Origin of the sequence: Clostridium sp. BNL1100, assembly GCF_000244875.1 — a bacterium.
GTDB lineage: Bacteria > Bacillota > Clostridia > Acetivibrionales > DSM-1351 > Ruminiclostridium.
Genome location: NC_016791.1, coordinates 455,160 through 475,000, shown reverse-complemented (window position 1 = coordinate 475,000; position 19,841 = coordinate 455,160). Strand labels below are relative to the sequence as shown.

Here is a 19,841-nt window from a genome sequence, read left to right as displayed (position 1 = left end):
TATATAGTACCCTTATTTTTAAGGTGTAAACAATGATGTACCTACTTGAGATAAGTTCTGAATTTATCTAGTATCTTCTTTTCCATTCTTGAAATGTACATCTGTGAAACTCCAAGTATTTCAGCAATCTGTTTTTGAGTCATGTTCTGAATGTACCTATATGTTATAAATTCTTTTTCTATGTCATTAAATGATGTTAAAGCCTTTTCAAGAAAGTCTTTATTATCTATCATTTCGTATGTTTTCTCGTCGTACCCTAAAGTATCACCCAATTCAGAATCATTTTCCTGATTGATTGTCTGATCCAAGGATTTAACTATAGCAGAGCTTCCGGCTTCTATTATCTCAAGTACTGTATCAACGGGTATCCCCATGTATTCAGCTATTTCATCTGCTCTTGGTACTCTACTCAGCTTTTGTGTAAGCTCATCTCTGGCCTTGTTTACTCCCTGCCGGGATTCATATATTCTTCTGGGAATCTTTATTGTTGTACTCTTATCTCTGAAAAATCTTTTTATTTCACCTAGAATTGTCGGAGTTGCAAAACTTATAAATTTTACTCCCTTGTCCGGACTGAATCTTTCTACAGCTTTTATTAAGGCAAGACAAGCCACTTGATATATATCATCAAAGTCTACTCCCCTGTTTAAAAACTTTTTGGACAAGTACTCTGCAAGACTAAGGTAATTTGATACAATCTCATTTCTATAATCCAGATTTCCTGTACTTATGTATAGAGAAAACAACTGTGCTTCATTGTAGTTTAATGTATTTTGAGTTTTGTTTTCCATAGCTATACTCCAATCTTTTTTGTCATTACTATGGAATGATCTTCATTACACAGCTCTACTGAATCCATAAGAGCTTTCATAATGTATAGTCCGTATTCGTTTTCTATGGATTGTTCAAAACAGTCTAGTGTACTGTTTTCTGCCGTAAATGTTATTTTAATATTGTCAGTATTGATATCAAAGGATATTCTGTATTGACTTATGTTATTTTCTGTTCTTGAAAGTATTATATTACATACTTCAGATACAGCCACCTTTATATCCTCAACTTCGTCAATATTAAAACCTGCTCTGGTTGAAACACTAGATGCAGTTAATCTTGCCGTACTTACATATTCGCTTTTTGCGGGCAAAATGATTACTACATTATCATTTAAATTACTATTCATAGATGTTCTCCTTTTTACTTTGTATTAACATTTTTCAACTAGAAAAAAGGTACACGGTTAATGTGTACCCCCTTTCGTTTAGAATATGGTTTATTCTATTTTAAATAGCTTGTCCAAACCGGTAATGAGAAATAACTTCTTTATATTGTCCTTTAAATTACAAATGTATATATGATTGTCTTCTTTTCTTACCTCTTTAAGTGCACCTACAAGTATGCCTAAGCCTGTGCTGTCTATATAGGTAAGTTCCTTGCAATCTATATAGAGGTCGCCATTGCAGGATTTAACCGCCTCATTCAGCTCGTTTTTAAAGTTCTGTGATGTGTGTATGTCAATTTCACCTGAAAGGATAATTTGACATTTACCTCCATCCAGCATTTTTTGAACACTCAGTTCACTATGTTCCACGTTACTACCCCCTTTACCAGCGTTTCTTTTCAAACATGGTTAATCTGCGAATAACTTTGCCAGCTTTAGTATAAGTTCAAGGTTTTCAGGCTCTGCTCTAACAGCCAGAATCTTCTCAGGACCTAAAATATCTACATCCTTAAAGAATTTACTGTTTGTCACATCTATCCCATATAATTTGGGCTCAGAATCCCTATATGATTTGACTGTTCTCTTTTCTTTCGGGTCCTGCGGCTGATTCCACTCTTCTACAACCTTTAGTTTCAGATAGTCACTGGACTTAGTATCTATTTTTAAGTCTTTGGCTACATCATCCATGGCCATAAAAGCGCCATCATAAGCATATTGATCAAATACATACTTGCTAAGCAAAAATACATCTGTATCCGAAGCTGCAAAAAGAACCATTGCTTTTTGTATATACATAGATGAATTCGGGTCATTAATTCTGTTACTAAGCATTACCGTTTCCAGACCGACTTCCTTTATTTCAGGTATACTCTTTGTTATTTTCTGTTTAAATGTATCAGTTGCCTGTTCATGTACTTCACCTAGAATTCCTATGGTTATATCGGGTTTTACTTTGGTTACAATGGAATATACCGACGTTGCTATAATTATAACAGCTATAATCGTCACCAATATATGGTACTTATGGTAATGGAAAAAGTTATCCACCTTTTTTCTATCCATTCCTGCCTTTACAAATGCCTTATCAACATATGTTTCCTTTTTTGGTGCTTTTGGCTCTTCTACCTCATAACCCATAAGGATTCTATAAGCATCCGTTTTCTTCTGGAAGTCTTCTTCAGCTTCTTTTGTCAAAGTACCGTCTATTTTCATTTGACGGTATTTTTTCAATATTACGTCATATCTTTTTTCAATATCTTCTTTTGTTGAATTCGTTGGAATTTCCATTATTGTTCTTGATTCTTTTTTTGTGTACTTCAAATTAACCTCCATGACCAGTTAAAGGCCGCCAATTACCATTAGGTTATCCGTTGTTTTCAAATGTTAATCACGCAAAGGTTATCACTTTTTAATCTCTTGGTTTCATTGTAGGGAATAATAGAATATCTCTTATTGATGCTGAATCCGTCAATAGTATTATCAGTCTGTCAACACCTATTCCCAATCCACCTGTCGGTGGCATTCCATATTCCAATGCCGTAACATAATCATCATCCATCATATTTGCTTCTTCGTCTCCGGAATCCCTCTTTTTCACCTGGCTGATAAATCTTTCTTTTTGATCAATAGGGTCGTTTAACTCAGAGTATGCATTACCCATTTCTCTTCCTGTAATAAAGAATTCGAAACGTTCTGTTAATTCAGGACAATCCGGTTTCCTTTTTGTAAGAGGAGATATTTCAACAGGGTAGTCATATATAAATGTAGGTTGGACCAGATTGCTCTCTACAAATTCTTCAAACATAAGATTCAATATTTCTCCGCGGACCATACCGTCTTTTACATGAACCTTTTTAGATTCTGCAGCCGCTTTTGCTTCTTCATCAGTCTTTATTGTGTCGAAATCAATTCCTGAGTATTTTTTTACTGCCTCTATCATAGTCATTCTGTTCCAAGGCGGAGTTAGATCAATTTCCTGTCCTTGGTACTGAATCTTAGTAGTACCCAATGTCTCCATTGCTACAGTAGAGATAAGGTTTTCTGTAAGTTCCATCATTCCCTTATAATCATTGTATGCTTCATACACTTCCATCATTGTAAACTCAGGGTTGTGCTTTACGGACATACCTTCATTTCTGAACATTCTTCCCATTTCATATACTTTTTCCATTCCACCGACTATAAGCCTCTTTAAGTATAGTTCAGGTGCAATTCTCAAATACATATCTATGTCCAATGTATTGTGATGTGTAATAAACGGTCTTGCAGTCGCTCCACCCGGAATTGTGTTCAATAATGGTGTATCAACTTCAAGGAATCCTCTGTTATCAAGGAATTTTCTGATTGATTTGATTATTTTACTTCTTAATATAAAGGTATTTTTAACTTCCGGGTTTACTATCAAATCCACATACCTTTGTCTGTATCTTAAATCCGTATCTTTTAAACCATGCCACTTTTCAGGCAATGGAAGCAACGACTTGGATAAAAGTGTAATCTCTTTTACCTTAATTGATATTTCTCCCTTGTGAGTCTTAAATATCTCTCCCTTTACACCTACTATATCACCTATGTCATATTTTTTAAACATTTCATATACTTCATCTCCAACTTCGTCTTTTCTGACATAGAGCTGAATTTTTCCATCCCTGTCCTGTAGGTCACAGAATCCTGCCTTACCCATGCCACGCTTTGACATTAACCTTCCGGCAATAGAGGCAGTCTGACCTTCTTGCGCTTCAAAATTATCAATAATATTTTTAGTTGAATTTGTTACATCGTACTTTACTATTTTAAAAGGATCACTGTCTTTATCCTGTAAATCCTTTAGCTTGGCACGTCTGACTCTTAGTATCTCGCTTAAATCCTCTTCACTTTGTTGATTCTCCTGAATATTCTCTTCTGACATTATTTCCTCCTATTTATATATTAAAGTATTTAATGATTTCCTTATAAAAAACAGTTTACATTATAATGTAAACTGTAAGTATAATTATATATTAATTTTGCTTTTTGTGGCAACACATATTGTATTGTTTCTTACTTGGATATCTCCAGTATCTTAAATTTTAATACTCCGTCAGGAACTTGTACTTCAACTGTTTCACCTTTTGTATGCCCAATTAGTGCTGCACCTACAGGAGACTCATTTGAAATCTTTGATTTAAGAGGGTTGGCTTCTGTAGAACCAACAATCAAGTATTCTACTTCTTCATCAAACTCAACATCAAAAATCTTTACCTTTGATCCAAGGCTTACAACATCTGTATTTACTTCATCTTCATCTATTATTCTGGCATGTTTGAGCATAGATTCAAGTTGAACAATCCTGCCTTCTACTTGTGCCTGTTCGTTTTTTGCTTCATCATATTCAGAATTTTCAGAAATATCACCAAATGAAAGAGCCTGCTTTATTCTTTCGGCTACTTCTTTTCTTTTAGTTCCCCTTAAAAATTCTAATTCTTCTTCCAGCTTCTTTAAGCCTTCGTAGGTTAAAACGACTTCTTTTGCTGACATTTGAAGCCCTCTCCTTTACCGTTAATTTTTTCTGCTAGACCTATAATTATTAAATAATATGCAAACTGTCTTTTCCTGATATAATATTCAACTTATTGACTTATATTAATATACATGGAATAAAAATTAAAATTATGTTCCTGACGGCAGTAGCACTTTGATGTCAGGTTAGCTATATTTGCTAACTAATTATAGATTACATATATAATAATGTCAAGAATGTTTTATCCATTTTTTTACATATCATTTTACAGTCTTCGCTGCAATACTTATATAATTATCTCAATATATCCAAATAATATTATTAATAATACTATTCAATTATCAGGAAGATAGTTCCTTGTCCTTAAGAATTACGTCATGGGCACCGCCTTCTTTGATACTTGTCGCAGATACCAGTGTTATTCTGGCTTTCTGCTGGAGATCAGATACCGATAAGGCACCGCAGTTGCACATAGTAGATTTTATCTTATAAATAGTAGTATCCAGATTGTCTTTTAATTTACCTGCGTAGGGAACATATGAGTCAACACCTTCTTCAAAGCCAAGCTTTGCTTCTCCTCCCATGTCGTATCTCTGCCAGTTTCTTGCACGGTTTGAGCCTTCTCCCCAATATTCCTTAACAAAGTTTCCTCCAACCTTTAACTTTCTGGTTGGGCTTTCGTCAAATCTTGCAAAATATCTACCTAACATTATAAAATCAGCACCCATTGCCAGAGCAAGTACCATATGATAATCATGTACTATTCCGCCATCAGAGCATATTGGTACATATATACCGGTCTCTTTCATGTATTCATCTCTTGCAGCTGATACCTCAATAAGGGAGGATGCCTGTCCGCGTCCGATACCTTTTTGTTCTCTTGTTATGCATATAGACCCACCACCGATACCAACCTTTATAAAATCAGCACCTGCGTCAACTAAATACCTGAAACCTTCCTTGTCTACTACATTTCCCGCACCGACTTTTACTTCTCCATTATATGTTTCCTTAATCCATTTAATTGTATCAGACTGCCATTCGCTGTAACCGTCGGAGGAGTCTATACAGACGATATCTACTCCTGCTTCAACCAGTGTAGCTACTCTTTCCTTATAATCACGTGTATTTATACCTGCCCCTACCACAAGACTTTTGCTCTTATCCAACAATTCGTTTGGATTTTCCTTGTGGCTATCGTAGTCTTTTCTGAATACGAAATACATCAATTTTTGATTGCTATCTATTATTGGAAGACAATTTAGCTTATGCTCCCAGATTAAGTCATTTGCTTCTTTTAATGATGTTTTTTCATTTCCGTATATTAACTGAGAGAATGGAGTCATAAAAGTGCTTATTTCCTCTTCCAATGATGCTCTGCTTAAACGGTAATCCCTGCTTGTAACTATTCCCAGAAGTTTGCCTGTAGGTGTTCCGTCTTCTGTTATAGCTATGGTTGAATGTCCTGTTTTTTCCTTCATTGCAACTACATCTCTGAGTTTATTGTCAGGGCGAAGATTGCTGTCGCTTACTACAAATCCAGCTTTATATTTCTTAACCTTCTTTACCATTTCAGCCTGACTTTCGATGCTTTGTGAACCGTAAATGAATGATATACCTCCACACTTTGCCAATGCTATTGCCATGTTGTTATCTGAAACAGACTGCATTATTGCGGAAGCAACCGGTATATTCAATTCGAGAGAAGGTTTTTCCCCGACTTTATGTTTTACTATTGGTGTCTTTAGTATAACATTATCCGGTATACATTCCTTTGTACTGAGGTTTGGAACTAAGAGGTATTCACTGAAAGTCCTCGAAGGTTCGTTGTAATAAAAAGCCATTTTTTAAAATTCCTCCTTATATGACATTTGTAAATTATTTAAATATTATAATACTGTTTACGTTTGTTATTCAAAAAGCAAAGAACAAATAATGTCCTTTGCCTTAGGTTTCAAATTTATTCAAAAACCTTTCTTGGAATGTATTTCTTAAATGATTCAATCATTTTGGGATGTGGCTCGAAAAATACAAGCATTTTCTCACCGTCTTTTACTGTGGATATAAAGTATACTTCATTTGAATCCATTGCTGTTACAGCATTTAAGCGATTTTTGATGTTTTCATAGCTTTGATTATACTGACCGCTTGTCATTTTTGCAACTATCTCAAAATCCTTGCAGGAACCACTAAATACTCTTTTTCTCTTCCTCTGTGCTATTATCATATCTATATCTAAATCACCGTTGGTGACGATATATTCATATTCTACGTTTCTGTTCCTTATCAGCATATAGCCCAAATATCCGATTGCTACAAGCAAAACCGGCATGAAGGTTTGTAGGAAGCTCACTGAGCCAACTATCATGATTAACAATAAGCCAATTACAATTGTAGCTGCAATTATTACTGAGTCAACAGCAGATTTTCTGCGTTTTACAATTTTCTCCATAAATATATCCATTTTTAAAGCCCCTCCTCATTGGAACAAACAAAGCATTTTTTAAAGCTTGTTAAAATAATAATAAATTAACAAGATAATATCAAGTATTTAGTGAAATTATTTTTAATTTACCATGTAAATACAAATAGAGGATGACTATTTTGTAGCCACCCTCTATATAACTTTTTTTATTCTTAGTACATTCCGCCCATTCCGCCTGGCATTCCACCTGGCATAGCTGGTGCCTCAGGTTCAGGCTTATCAGCTACAACACTTTCTGTTGTAAGTACCATTGCTGCTACAGAAGCTGCATTTTGGAGAGCTGATCTTGTAACCTTAGCAGGATCAACTATTCCACTATCAATCATATCTATATATTTTTCGTTAAGTGCATCGAATCCGATACCCTTTTCGCTTGCTTTAATCTTGTCAACTATAACTGATCCTTCAAGACCTGCATTTGCTGCTATCTGTCTTACAGGTTCTTCAAGAGCTCTTAATATGATCTGAACACCTGTCTTTTCGTCACCGGAAGTTGTATCAAGTAATTTAGCAACTTCAGGGATAACGTTAATTAACGCTGTTCCACCACCGGCTACTATACCTTCTTCAACAGCTGCTCTTGTTGCAGCCAGTGCATCTTCAATTCTCAATTTCTTTTCTTTCATTTCAGTTTCAGTTGCAGCACCAACCTGAATTACAGCTACACCGCCTGACAGCTTTGCAAGTCTTTCTTGAAGCTTTTCTCTGTCAAAGTCTGATGTAGTATCTTCAATCTGAGTCTTGATGGAGTTTATTCTGCTCTTGATTTCTTCCGCACTTCCTGCACCATCAACTACTATAGTATTTTCTTTTTGTATAATTACCTGTCTTGCTTTACCAAGCTGAGCTATCTGAGTTTCTTTGAGGTCAAGACCCAATTCTTCAGTTATAACTTCTCCGCCTGTTAATATAGCTATATCTTGAAGCATAGCTTTTCTTCTATCACCGAATCCAGGTGCCTTAACGGCTACGCAAGTAAATGTTCCTCTTAATTTGTTCAGGATAAGAGTTGTAAGAGCCTCTCCTTCCATATCTTCTGCGATTATGAGAAGCTTCTTTCCCTGTTGAACGATTTGTTCGAGAATTGGAAGTATATCCTGAATGTTTGTTATTTTCTTGTCAGTTATAAGGATGTATGGATCATCCAAAACTGCTTCCATCTTATCTGTATCTGTAACCATGTAAGCTGATAGGTATCCTCTGTCAAACTGCATACCTTCAACTACTTCAAGGTTTGTTCCCATAGTCTTTGATTCTTCTACAGTGATAACACCGTCATTTGTTACTTTTTCCATTGCATCGGCAATAAGAGTTCCTATTAATTCCTCATTTGCGGAAATAGTTGCAACTCTTGCGATATCTTCCTTACCTTTTATTTTACGGCTATTTGCCTTGATTCCTGCAACAGCAGTATCAACAGCTTTCTGCAAACCTTTCTTTAAGATCATAGGGTTTGCTCCAGCAGCAACGTTCTTCATACCTTCTCTGATTATTGCCTGTGCAAGTAAAGTTGCTGTAGTAGTACCGTCACCGGCTACATCGTTTGTCTTTGTAGCAACTTCTTTAACTAGCTGAGCACCCATATTTTCAAATTTGTCTTCCAATTCAACTTCTTTTGCTATAGTAACACCATCGTTTGTTATTAATGGTGAGCCGAATTTCTTATCTAAAACAACATTTCTTCCCTTAGGTCCAAGGGTAACTTTTACTGTATCAGCTAATTGGTTAACACCTTTTTCAAGTGCACGTCTAGCTTCTTCGCCAAATTTAATTTCCTTTGCCATTTCTTTTACCTCCCGTTATAATTATTCAACAATTGCGAGGATATCGCTCTGCTTCAATATTGTATATTCCTGACCGTCAAATTTTACTTCTGTTCCGGAATATTTGCTGGTAAGTACTCTGTCTCCAACTTTAACTTCCATTTTAACTTCTTTGCCATCTACTACTGTTCCAGGTCCTACTGCAACTACCTCTGCTACTTGTGGCTTTTCCTTGGCACTTCCTGGTAATACGATTCCACTTTTAGTAGTCTCTTCGCTCTCAAGCATTTTAATAACTACTCTATCGCCTAATGGTTTTATCTTCATTGTTTTACCTCCTTGAATATTTAATGCTTGTAAACTGTTAGCACTCACTTCTATCGAGTGCTAATCACATTTATAATATTATATATTGAATAAAATATTATCAAACGCTTTATAATCATAAATCGAGCAATATTTTGCCATTTAGCCCAATCATGGTTTTATTACTAATTATTTCTTCCATTTACTCTGATTTTTTTGAAATATCAAATTTGTTCCTTATACTTAATTTTTTTGAGTACTTTATTAAACGCAATAGAAGAAATTCCATACTTTTGTATTAATTCCTCCTTTTCCATTTCAATAAAGTTCTCTTTGCAATAGATATATTCAATTGCAGCAGAAAAGGCAAATATGTCTTTTTCATTATCTATCAAAAGTTCACCCGTATGATATATTATGTTATACAACATTTGTATTATTTCCTTTTCGTATTCAGGAACATACATTATTTCCTTATGAAGTACAACACACTCAACTACAGAATTATACTTTTTGGGAATCTTCCTGAGAGCTCTTTGTCTTGGTTTAGAGGCATTTGTAAATATTTCTATATACCTGAAGGGACTATACATGCAATCTTCAGGTTCCCCAATTATTCTGAATATTTCCTTATATTCTTCCAAAACAGATACTTCTGAGGTATCTTCCTTTATAAATTCACTTACTTTTTTGACCCAATCCGAAAAGTCTATATCCAATGTTTTAATTGATTGCAGATTTTTAATAATCGGGTTTGCCTTTCCGTAATTTTTTGTTGATATATAGCCTATAAGCAGTAAAGAACATATGAATAAGTCACTGTACTCAACAATATATGTTTCCAACAAGTGAATCAATTCATCTATTTTATTAAATATTATTAAAGTAGTTGCAATACATAAAAGGTCCTTCCTGTTGTATATACTTCTAAACGGAAGGATCTTCAATAATTTTTCTACCCGGGAATATTTCCGGGTGTGGTATAAGTTATATATTTTAAGACTGTTAGCCCAAATGTCTTCACTATATATATTTGTAACTGTGGCAATAAAATTTGATGCTCGTTTATAATTCTGCTGCTCCATCATTATAAGTACAAGCAGATTACGTGCGTCTGCGTTCATGGGGTTAAATGCTATTGCTTTATATAGTTCACTTACCGCCTCGTCAGTTTTGTTATTTAGAAGGCTTTTGCGAGCCTTTTTTAAGTTAGTTTGAGACAACCTTAAAAATCTGTTGTCTCCGGAAATGTCATTATACAGTTTCAAATAAAATATCATTTCTGAAACTTCTTCGCTGAATTCACCATCACTGTCAAAATAAATATACTTTTCAAAGTATTCGGCTGCTTTTTTCATATCACCAAGCTCAAAGCTGTTACAGCCCATACCGAAATAGCAATCATGCATTGTAGGGTCATAGTGTAAAAGTATATCCATGAATATCCTGTTGGCTTCTCTTGGCCTTTGCATTTCAGAAAGGAAGCATGCTATGTTAAATTTATACTCCATATTCTCAGGACTTAGCTCAGCTGCCTTAACCAGATGTTTGTAAGCGTCGTTTAAATTCCTTTTGTTGGCGCAACGCAGTCCCTTATAGAAATAAAATTCCGGATTATTCCGATATTCATCGATGCTTAATAAATTATTTTTCACTTATCTTCTTCCTTTTAATTCTCCGTATATGTCTTCAAGAGTGAGGCCTCTTTCTACAAGCAATACCATAAGATGGTACATTAAATCCGATACTTCGTATCTTATTTCTTCTTTGGATTGGTTTTTTGCCGCAATTATAACCTCTGCAGCCTCTTCTCCTACTTTTTTCAATATCTTGTCCAAGCCTTTTGTAAACAGGTAATTAGTATATGAACCTTCTTTAGGATTAACAGTTCTGTCTACTATTACGTTGTAAACTTCATGAAGAATTGCTGCTGTTGGCTTTTCTTCTTCATTTTCTTTCCATTCTCCGTCAACCATTGTTCTGAAAAAGCATGTCTTGTTTCCTGTATGGCAAGCAGCATCAATCTGTTCTGCCTCTATCAAAATTGTGTCTCCGTCACAGTCCAGCTTTATTGACTTAACAAGCTGAAAGTGGCCTGATGTCTCACCTTTCAACCAAAGCTTGCTGCGGCTGCGGCTGTAATAATGAACCTTTCCTGTCTCTATTGTCTTGTCAAAAGCTTCCTCGTTCATGTATGCTACCATTAAAACCGCTTTTGTTTTTGTGTCCTGAGTAACTACGGGAACAAGACCTTTCTCATCAAATTTAACCGAACTTTTTAAGTTATTCATTATTGAACGCCTCCATACACTCATTTATTTATCATATCAAAAATTTTTTGTTTGTACAGCTTTTAACTGTTTTTATTTTTTAAAGTCTGGTTTCAATACCATTATTTTTTAAGTAACCTTTTAAATCACGGATTTCCATCTCTCTGAAATGGAATAGTGACGCTGCCAATACCGCATCTGCTTTTCCATCCAAAAGGGCATCCTTGAAATGCTCCATTTTTCCTGCTCCGCCGGATGCTATCACCGGAATTTTTACATTTTCGGATATTGTCCTTGTTAACTCTATATCATATCCGTCTTTTGTTCCGTCCTTGTCCATGCTTGTTAACAGGATTTCACCAGCTCCCAGTTTCTCTGCTTCTATAGCCCATTCAACGGCATCTTTACCTGTGTTTACTCTTCCGCCGTTGAGATATGTATCCCATCCCGAGCCGTCAGCACGTTTTTTTGCGTCTATTGCCAATACTACACACTGGCTTCCGAATTTCCATGCAGCTTCTGATATCAGCTCAGGTCTTTTCAGTGCAGCAGAATTTACACCAACTTTATCAGCTCCGGCTTTCAATATCTGGCGGAAATCCTCTGCCGTCCTGATTCCACCACCTACAGTGAACGGAATAAATACTTGCTCTGCTACCCTGCTGACAACATCAAGCATTATTGACCTTGCATCTGAAGAAGCAGTAATATCCAGAAAAGTAAGCTCATCAGCACCGGCTTTGTCATAAAATGCAGCTGCTTCCACCGGGTCTCCGGCATCTATTATATTTACAAACTGTACGCCTTTAACAACTCTCCCTGCGTGTACATCAAGACAGGGAATTATTCTTTTGGTCAGCATAATTTGCTCCCTTTCTTTTGGTTATATGGCTTCTATCGCTTCTTTTAAATTTACATTCCCGGTATAAAGAGCTTTCCCTACAATTACTCCGCTGACTCCTGTCTGCTTTAAGTCAACTATGTCTGTAAGTTTGCTTACTCCGCCGGATGCTATTACGTTCAATGCAACACTGTACGCCATTTCCTTCATAGCCTGAAGATTCGGACCTTTGAGCATGCCGTCCCTTGAAATGTCAGTGTATATAATTGTTTTTGTACCAAGGGATTCAATTTCCCTTGCAAACTCAACGGCTGTAAAATCACTTGTTTTCTCCCAGCCGTGGATGGCAACCTTCCCATCCTTTGCGTCTATTCCTACTGCTATTTTATCTTTATATTCTTTTAGAGCCGATACCAGCATTTCACGGTTATTCACTGCTGATGTACCCAGTATAACTCTGCTCAAACCTCCGGATAGGTAAGTCTCAATGGTTTCAAGATTTCTTATTCCTCCGCCTATCTGAACCGGGATTTTCAAAGTTTTTGCTATCTGCGTTATAATCTCAGCATTTTCCGATTTCCCTGATCTTGCACCATCCAGATCAACTACATGCAAGTATCCGGCTCCAAGGCTCTCCCATTTTCTTGCCATATCCACAGGGCTGTCTCCGAAAACAGTTACATCACTGTAGCTGCCTTGCTGCAGCCTTACACACTTTCCGTCTATTATGTCAATTGCGGGATAAATAATCATAGTAAATTGTCAGCCTCCTTGGTGCTAAGCTCAGCAAAATTCTTTAGTATTTCAAGTCCTACATCTCCGCTCTTTTCAGGGTGGAACTGTGTTCCCATAATGTTTCCCTTGCAAACAGCGGCATCAAACCCGATTCCATATTTGCACACTGCGGCAACATCTGAGGTATTTTCAGCAGTCACAAAGTATGAGTGTACAAAATATACATAGCTATTCTGTCGTACTCCATTAAAAATGCCCTTTTCCTGTCTGATATCGAGACTGTTCCATCCCATATGGGGAACTTTTAGTCCCATGTCCAGGGGAAATTGGTTTACTGAACCTTTTAACAGGCCCAAGCCTCCCACCTTTTCCCCTCCTTCAGTGCTGTAATCAAAAAGCAGCTGCATCCCAAGGCAAATTCCCAACAAGGGTGTTCTCTTTTGTGTAACCTGCTTTATGACTGATATCATTCCAGTCTTTTCAAGACTATCCATAGCATCAGCAAATGCTCCGACACCGGGCAGGACAACCTTGTCGGCTGCAAGTATTTCTTTATGGTCAGAAGTTATTTTCGAATCATATCCTATAAAGCTGAATGCCTTGTTAACACTGGCAAGATTACCCACGCCATAGTCTATAATAGCTATCATAGCTTATCTCCCTGAAACTTTTTCCCAGTGATTCTTTCATATGCTTCTATATATTTCTCCTCTGTCTTTCTGATTACTTCCTGTGGAAGCTCAGGTGCAGGAGGTTGTTTGTCCCATGTAATACTTTCAAGGTATTCCCTTAAATATTGCTTATCAAAACTCTTCTGTGCTCTTCCCGGCTGGTATTCATCCATTGCCCAGAATCTTGAGGAATCAGGTGTGAACATTTCGTCACCTACAACCAGTTCTCCGTCCAGCATTCCGAATTCAAATTTTGTATCTGCTAATATGAGTCCCTTGCTTTCAGCATGTTGGCTGGCTTTTTCGTATAGCTTCAAGCTAGCATCCTTTAGCTTTTGGGCCATTTCTGTTCCTATCTTTTCACAAAGTTCTTCAAAAGACACATTTATATCGTGACCTTCTGACTCCTTGGTGGATGGTGTGAATATTGGTTCGGGCAGCTTGTCAGCCTGCTTCAATCCTGCTGGAAGTTTTATACCGCACACGGTTCCTGTTTTTTGATATTCTTTAAGTCCTGATCCTTCCAGATATCCTCTTACAATACATTCGGCAGGAAGCATCTGTACTTTCTTTACTAACATTGAACGGCCCTGCAATTCATCCTTGAAAGCTGAAAGTTCTTTTGGATATTTGCTGACATCGGTTGTTATTACATGGTTTTCGATAACATCCTTTGTAAAGTCAAACCAAAATGCGGATATACTGTTTAGGACTGTTCCCTTATTAGGTATTAATTCATCAAATACCACATCAAAGGCTGATATTCTGTCTGTTACTACTATAAGGAGCTGATCTCCCAAATCATATACGTTTCTTACCTTTCCTTTTACAAATAATGGTAAGTCGATGAAATCTGTATTGTTTATTAGCATTTTTACTACCTCCTGTATATATTAACTTTTTAAATTACAACGTACCTTTTGTTGACATGACACCTTCAATTCTGGTGTCCAATCTCGTTGCATCGTCAATAGCTCTGCCAAATGCCTTGAACATTGCTTCTATTATGTGGTGGCAGTTTGAACCGTGAAGAACTTTGATATGGAGAGTAATTCCAGCGTTAAATGCAACTGCCCTGAAGAATTCCTCTACCATTTGGGTATCCATTTGTCCTACCATGGGCTGTGAGAAGTTAGCATCAAATACCAAATACGCTCTGTCGCTCAAATCAAGAGATACAAGTACAAGGGATTCGTCCATTGGAACATAGGCAGTTCCATACCTTCTTATGGATTTCTTATCCCCAAGTGCCTGCCTTATTGCAATTCCCATAGCTATACCCGTATCCTCGATAGTATGATGGGAATCCACATGCAAATCACCTTTTACATCAAAACAGGCATCCATAAGTCCGTGCTTTGTAAATAATACAAGCATATGGTCAAAGAAGCCTATGCCGGTATTCACCTGACAGTCACCTTTGCCGTCCAGATTTATTTTTACATTGATTTGAGTTTCTTGTGTGTTTCGTGTGACCAAACCCTCTCTCATATGTGTTCCTCCGTTCAATTTAAAACCCGAACTTTTTTTATGTTTTTCGTTGTAATGTTCGTTATTTATTATAGCAGATAGTACATAGTTCATCAAGCAATATGGAATTTTGTTCATGTGTTCCTATGGTTATCCTCATACAATCAGATAAAAGGGTCGAAGAACCAAAGGCTCTGATAAAAATACCTCTTTCGCATAATTTTGTATAAACGTCCTTAGAGTTCTGAATTTTCACCAATATAAAGTTTGCTGCTGAGCCGTACACTTTTATTCCATCTATCTCGACAAGTTTGGAGGAAACACGTTCCCTTTCTTCTACGAGATATTTTATGTTATTTTTGATTTCATCTATATTAGATAAAACCAGTGTAGCAGCATACTGTGATACTGAACTGATATTATAAGGAGGTCTTGCCAGATTTACAGCCCTCGTAAGCTTTTCCGAGGCTATGGAATATCCGCACCTTATGCCGGCTAATCCGAAAGCCTTTGAAAACGTACGTAGTATAAGCAAATTCTCATATTCTTTTATATATGGAATTACAGTTGTATCGGAAAAGTCTGCATATGCCTCATCCACTACAACTATTGATTTTGTACATGCCTTCAGTACTTTCATTATTTCATCCTGTGGCATCAGATTGCCGGTGGGATTATTTGGACTGCATATATAAATAATTTTTGGCTTTTCTTTTTCATAGACCTGTATTATTTTATCAGCCGAATAGGAGAAATTATTATTTTGATCCAGAATATAGTCTATGGCCTTGCCTCCTGCTATTATGCATGAGTCCTTATACATACCGAAGGAGGGAGCAGGATAGAGAACTTTTTCGCCTTTCTCCAGAAATACATTTGCTATAATCTGTATTAGCTGATCAGAGCCTGTTCCCACTACGATATTTTCTTTATCTACGTTCCAGTATGCTCCTAAGGCTTCCCTTAATTGAATAGAATCCGTGTCAGGATACATGTTCAGTTGGGGATCTTCCAATATATAATCAGCGAGTTTTTTTCTAACTGCTGACGGAAGATTGAAAGGACTCTCGTTGGCATCCAGTTTTATTTTATAGGGCTGCTGATTTGCATTATATGGTATAAATGAACGTATTTCCGTTCTTATTAATTCTTCTATCATAGTAACCTTCCTTTCAGTAATAAAACGAATTTCAGTTTATTTATTGAATCTTACCTTAATGGCATTTGCATGGGCATCCAATAATTCCGCTTCCGCAAACCTTACAATATCGTTGCTTGTTGTTTCAAGTGATTTTTTGTTGTAATAAATCAAACTTGATTTTTTAATAAACTGATCTACGTTTACTGGTGATGAAAACCTTGCAGTTCCACTGGTCGGAAGAACGTGACTCGGCCCTGCCATGTAGTCTCCCAAGGGTTCGGGTGAATAGTTTCCAACGAATATTGCTCCCGCATTTTTTATCATTCCCAGTATACTCATTGGCTCTTTTATACATAACTCTAAGTGCTCAGGTGCTATGTTATTTGATACCTCTATTGCCTCTTCTATGTTATCAACCAGTATTCCGAATCCATAGTTTTTTAATGATTTCTCGATTATTTCGTTCCTTTTTAGAATTAAAAGCTGCTTTTCTATTTGAGTTTTTACGCTGTCCAAAAGACTTACATCATCTGTAACCAGCACCGAGGATGCCAATATGTCATGCTCCGCCTGTGAAATGAGGTCCGCAGCTACGTACTCGGGTACTGCACTTGAATCTGCAATTACCAGTATCTCGCTTGGACCTGCAAACATATCAATGTCGCAGTCTCCAAAAACCAGTCTCTTGGCTGTAGCAACATAAATATTGCCGGGGCCGCATATCTTATCCACCGACGGTATTGTTTCTGTTCCATATGCCATTGCGGCCACAGCCTGTGCGCCTCCGGCTCTGTATACCTCATCCACCCCTGCTTCTCTGGCTGCAACCAGTATTGCGGAGTTTATGCTTCCATCCTGTGAAGGTGGTGTACACATTATGAGCTTTTCCACTCCGGCTACTTTTGCGGGAACCGCTGTCATCAATACCGATGATATAAGTGGTGCTGTTCCCCCGGGAACATATAAGCCTACCTTTTCAAGAGGTCTTACAAGCTGTCCCAGCATGGTTCCGTCTTCTTTTGGATTTATCCAGCTGTTTTGAAGCTGTTTTTCATGAAAGCTCCATATATTCTGTCTTGATTTTTTTATAGTCTCCAATAGCTGTGGGTCAACCTTTTTGTATGCAGAGGTAATTTCCTCTTCCGAGACTTTTATGGTTTCAATTTCTGCTTTATCGAATTTCTTTGTGTATTCTTTTAAAGCAATGTCACCATTTTCTTTAACGTTGTCAATTATTTCTGCTACAATGTTGATTACGTTCCCGCCGTTTTGGGTTCCGGTTCTCTGTGTTAATTTTCTGTATAAATCCTTTGCGGCAGACCCGTCAAAGTCACTGCGTAAATCTACAATGTTTAGCATAATGTTACCCCCTTGCGGATAATTCTTCTCTAACTCCGTCTATTATTTTCTGTATTCGTTGGTTTTCCATTTTCATGCTTACTCTGTTTACAACCATTCTTGCACTGATGTCTGCTATTGTATCAAGTACTACCAAGCCGTTTTCTTTCAGTGTTCTGCCGCTTTCAACCAAATCTACAATAACCTCTGATAAACCCACCAAAGGTGCAAGTTCCACAGAACCGTTGAGTTTTATTATTTCTACGCTTTCTCTTCTGGCTTTTTCAAAATAATTTCTTGCAATATTCGGATACTTTGTACCTACTCTTTTTATATTTAGCTCTTCTATCTTTCCCTGTAATTCTGCCGGCCCTGCCAATGCCATTCTGCAGGCTGCAAATCCCAAATCAAGTACCTCATATAGATTTCGGCCTTCCTCTAGCAATGTGTCCTTTCCCACTATTCCTATGTCTGCTGCCCCGTACTCAACATAGGTTGGCACATCTGCAGGTTTAGCAAGGAAAAACTTTATCTTGTTGTTTTCATCAGACAGTATAAGCTTTCTGGTGGATGATTTAAGTTCCGTACAGTCTATTCCAATCTTCTCAAAGATTTCTACCGACATATCTGTAAGTCTGCCCTTTGAAAGAGCAATTGTCAAATATCTCATTTTTTAACTCCCCACAAAAATTTATTTTATAAACTTATAAACGGTTTAATTATTCAATGTTTAAAAGGGCATTGAAGCTTGTTTCCTCTTTAGTATCGTTTATCATATCGTACACGGTGATTTTATCATGGTCTCCAATATATATGATTCCTCCGATTGTTTTTGAAGAAGCATATCTTTTAGCTTGGTTAATATCCTCTGTCAGAACAAAAGTTTCTATTTTCATACCCTGCTTTCTGAGAGCTTCAGCTATTTCTATTGCCCTTTTTCTGTTTGCTTTATCGTAACATATCAATGAATCAACGGAAGGTCTTTCAAAGGTAAGACCTGAGTTTTCCATTGCTGTCATAAGCATATTTATCCTTACTGAAAAGCCTGTAGCAGGACACTCCTTTCCAAAGCTGGACGTAAGGTTGTCGTACCTTCCTCCTGAAAGTATCGGGAATCCAACTCCGTTTGTAAAGCCCCTGAAGGTTATTCCGGTATCATAATTGAGGCTTTTTAACATTCCTAAGTCTATTGACACATATTCCGATAAGCCGTAATCACACAATATAGATACTACTTCTTCTACATTTTCAATTGCTTTAAGGCTTCTTTCGTTTATTGCAGAATTTTTGAATTTCTTTATTACATCAACCGTTCCGAATAATCCCGTTAACTTTAAAATAAGCTCTTTTAATCTTGTACTTATCTCATATCGGTTAAGAATCTCCTCTACACCGACAAGATCCTTTTTGTCAATTTGTTTGGATATAGCATCTATATCCTCATTAGAGAATCCCGCCTCTTCTGCCAAACCTTTAAAAAATTCAACCTGACCGATTTCTATCTTGAATTCCTTGAGACCGGCGGATTTAAGTGTATTTATTGCCATTGCGATTATTTCTGCATCACTTTCCGAGGATGAATCCCCAAGCATCTCAACCCCGGCCTGTGTAAACTCATTCTGGCGGCCGCCCCCAACTTCGTTAAATCTGAATACATTGCCTATATATGAGTATTTTATTGGAAGCTGCACATCCCTGTTTTTCGTGGCAGTTATTCTTGCAACAGGAACAGTTATATCTGGCCTTAATACAAGAATTCTTCCTTTTTGATCAAAGAACTTTACCATTGATTCCTGAGGAAAATGCTCTATTTCTGATGAAAATACATCAAAAAATTCTATTGTTGGAGTTTCTATCTCATAATAGCCATAAGACCTGAATGTGTTTCTGATTCTTTTTTCTATTTCTCGCTTTATGTAACATTCATCAAACAGGATATCCTGTACACCGTCAGGGGTATATATTTTCCATCTGGACATAAGCAAATACCTCTCATATATTAAATTTGATTTAGAAGTTTTTTATTTTCCTTTATCTAATTAAAGTGCTAAATTACTAAATTATATTCATTATATTTCATTTTATTCCATGAGTCAATAGCAA

General features: G+C 36.8%; 21 protein-coding genes. All 21 read right to left on the bottom strand.

Annotated elements, in window-relative coordinates; all coding sequences use genetic code 11:
* Positions 1 to 41: 41 nt before the first annotated feature.
* On the bottom strand, positions 42 to 791 hold the full coding sequence (locus CLO1100_RS02100) for a SigB/SigF/SigG family RNA polymerase sigma factor (protein WP_014312115.1): 750 nt from the start codon (positions 789 to 791) through the stop codon (positions 42 to 44).
* Between the two features lie 2 nt (positions 792 to 793).
* Positions 794 to 1,180, bottom strand: a complete 387-nt coding sequence (locus tag CLO1100_RS02095; RefSeq protein WP_014312114.1) for an ATP-binding protein — start codon at positions 1,178 to 1,180, stop codon at positions 794 to 796.
* A gap of 90 nt (positions 1,181 to 1,270) precedes the next feature.
* The gene (locus tag CLO1100_RS02090) at positions 1,271 to 1,588 is read right to left on the bottom strand and encodes an STAS domain-containing protein (protein ID WP_014312113.1); all 318 of its coding nucleotides are present in this window, start codon (positions 1,586 to 1,588) and stop codon (positions 1,271 to 1,273) included.
* A gap of 39 nt (positions 1,589 to 1,627) precedes the next feature.
* Entirely contained in the window at positions 1,628 to 2,539 is a 912-nt protein-coding gene (locus CLO1100_RS02085; protein WP_014312112.1) for a hypothetical protein, read from the bottom strand.
* Positions 2,540 to 2,627: 88 nt separating this feature from the next.
* Positions 2,628 to 4,127, bottom strand: coding sequence for a lysine--tRNA ligase (lysS, locus tag CLO1100_RS02080; protein WP_014312111.1), 1,500 nt, complete (start codon positions 4,125 to 4,127; stop codon positions 2,628 to 2,630).
* A 131-nt stretch (positions 4,128 to 4,258) separates the two neighbouring features.
* The gene (gene greA, locus CLO1100_RS02075) at positions 4,259 to 4,735 is read right to left on the bottom strand and encodes a transcription elongation factor GreA (protein ID WP_014312110.1); all 477 of its coding nucleotides are present in this window, start codon (positions 4,733 to 4,735) and stop codon (positions 4,259 to 4,261) included.
* 324 nt (positions 4,736 to 5,059) lie between these two features.
* Positions 5,060 to 6,562, bottom strand: coding sequence for an IMP dehydrogenase (locus tag CLO1100_RS02070; RefSeq protein ID WP_014312109.1), 1,503 nt, complete (start codon positions 6,560 to 6,562; stop codon positions 5,060 to 5,062).
* Between the two features lie 116 nt (positions 6,563 to 6,678).
* Positions 6,679 to 7,182, bottom strand: a complete 504-nt coding sequence (locus CLO1100_RS02065; protein WP_014312108.1) for a DUF6106 family protein — start codon at positions 7,180 to 7,182, stop codon at positions 6,679 to 6,681.
* A gap of 173 nt (positions 7,183 to 7,355) precedes the next feature.
* The gene (gene groL / locus CLO1100_RS02060; RefSeq protein WP_014312107.1) at positions 7,356 to 8,987 is read right to left on the bottom strand and encodes a chaperonin GroEL; all 1,632 of its coding nucleotides are present in this window, start codon (positions 8,985 to 8,987) and stop codon (positions 7,356 to 7,358) included.
* A 21-nt stretch (positions 8,988 to 9,008) separates the two neighbouring features.
* A complete protein-coding gene (gene groES / locus CLO1100_RS02055) occupies positions 9,009 to 9,293 on the bottom strand; it encodes a co-chaperone GroES (RefSeq protein WP_014312106.1) in 285 nt (94 codons plus the stop codon).
* Positions 9,294 to 9,496: 203 nt separating this feature from the next.
* A complete protein-coding gene (locus CLO1100_RS02050; RefSeq protein WP_014312105.1) occupies positions 9,497 to 10,927 on the bottom strand; it encodes a tetratricopeptide repeat protein in 1,431 nt (476 codons plus the stop codon).
* Entirely contained in the window at positions 10,928 to 11,563 is a 636-nt protein-coding gene (gene hisIE / locus CLO1100_RS02045; RefSeq protein ID WP_014312104.1) for a bifunctional phosphoribosyl-AMP cyclohydrolase/phosphoribosyl-ATP diphosphatase HisIE, read from the bottom strand.
* A 79-nt stretch (positions 11,564 to 11,642) separates the two neighbouring features.
* Positions 11,643 to 12,404, bottom strand: coding sequence for an imidazole glycerol phosphate synthase subunit HisF (gene hisF / locus CLO1100_RS02040; protein WP_014312103.1), 762 nt, complete (start codon positions 12,402 to 12,404; stop codon positions 11,643 to 11,645).
* A 21-nt stretch (positions 12,405 to 12,425) separates the two neighbouring features.
* Complete coding sequence (hisA, locus tag CLO1100_RS02035; RefSeq protein ID WP_014312102.1) at positions 12,426 to 13,136, bottom strand: 1-(5-phosphoribosyl)-5-[(5-phosphoribosylamino)methylideneamino]imidazole-4-carboxamide isomerase; 711 nt, start codon at positions 13,134 to 13,136, stop codon at positions 12,426 to 12,428.
* Positions 13,133 to 13,768, bottom strand: coding sequence for an imidazole glycerol phosphate synthase subunit HisH (hisH, locus tag CLO1100_RS02030; protein WP_014312101.1), 636 nt, complete (start codon positions 13,766 to 13,768; stop codon positions 13,133 to 13,135). The genes hisA and hisH overlap by 4 nt, the downstream gene beginning before the upstream one ends.
* A complete protein-coding gene (locus tag CLO1100_RS02025) occupies positions 13,765 to 14,661 on the bottom strand; it encodes a phosphoribosylaminoimidazolesuccinocarboxamide synthase (RefSeq protein ID WP_014312100.1) in 897 nt (298 codons plus the stop codon). The genes hisH and CLO1100_RS02025 overlap by 4 nt, the downstream gene beginning before the upstream one ends.
* A 34-nt stretch (positions 14,662 to 14,695) precedes the next feature.
* Positions 14,696 to 15,280 (bottom strand): imidazoleglycerol-phosphate dehydratase HisB, encoded by a 585-nt coding sequence (gene hisB, locus CLO1100_RS02020; protein ID WP_014312099.1) that lies wholly within the window; start codon positions 15,278 to 15,280, stop codon positions 14,696 to 14,698.
* A gap of 61 nt (positions 15,281 to 15,341) precedes the next feature.
* Positions 15,342 to 16,418, bottom strand: a complete 1,077-nt coding sequence (gene hisC / locus CLO1100_RS02015) for a histidinol-phosphate transaminase (RefSeq protein WP_014312098.1) — start codon at positions 16,416 to 16,418, stop codon at positions 15,342 to 15,344.
* 36 nt (positions 16,419 to 16,454) lie between these two features.
* Positions 16,455 to 17,759, bottom strand: coding sequence for a histidinol dehydrogenase (gene hisD / locus CLO1100_RS02010; RefSeq protein WP_014312097.1), 1,305 nt, complete (start codon positions 17,757 to 17,759; stop codon positions 16,455 to 16,457).
* Positions 17,760 to 17,763: 4 nt separating this feature from the next.
* Entirely contained in the window at positions 17,764 to 18,408 is a 645-nt protein-coding gene (gene hisG / locus CLO1100_RS02005) for an ATP phosphoribosyltransferase (RefSeq protein WP_014312096.1), read from the bottom strand.
* 49 nt (positions 18,409 to 18,457) lie between these two features.
* On the bottom strand, positions 18,458 to 19,717 hold the full coding sequence (gene hisZ / locus CLO1100_RS02000; protein WP_014312095.1) for an ATP phosphoribosyltransferase regulatory subunit: 1,260 nt from the start codon (positions 19,715 to 19,717) through the stop codon (positions 18,458 to 18,460).
* Positions 19,718 to 19,841: the final 124 nt, after the last annotated feature.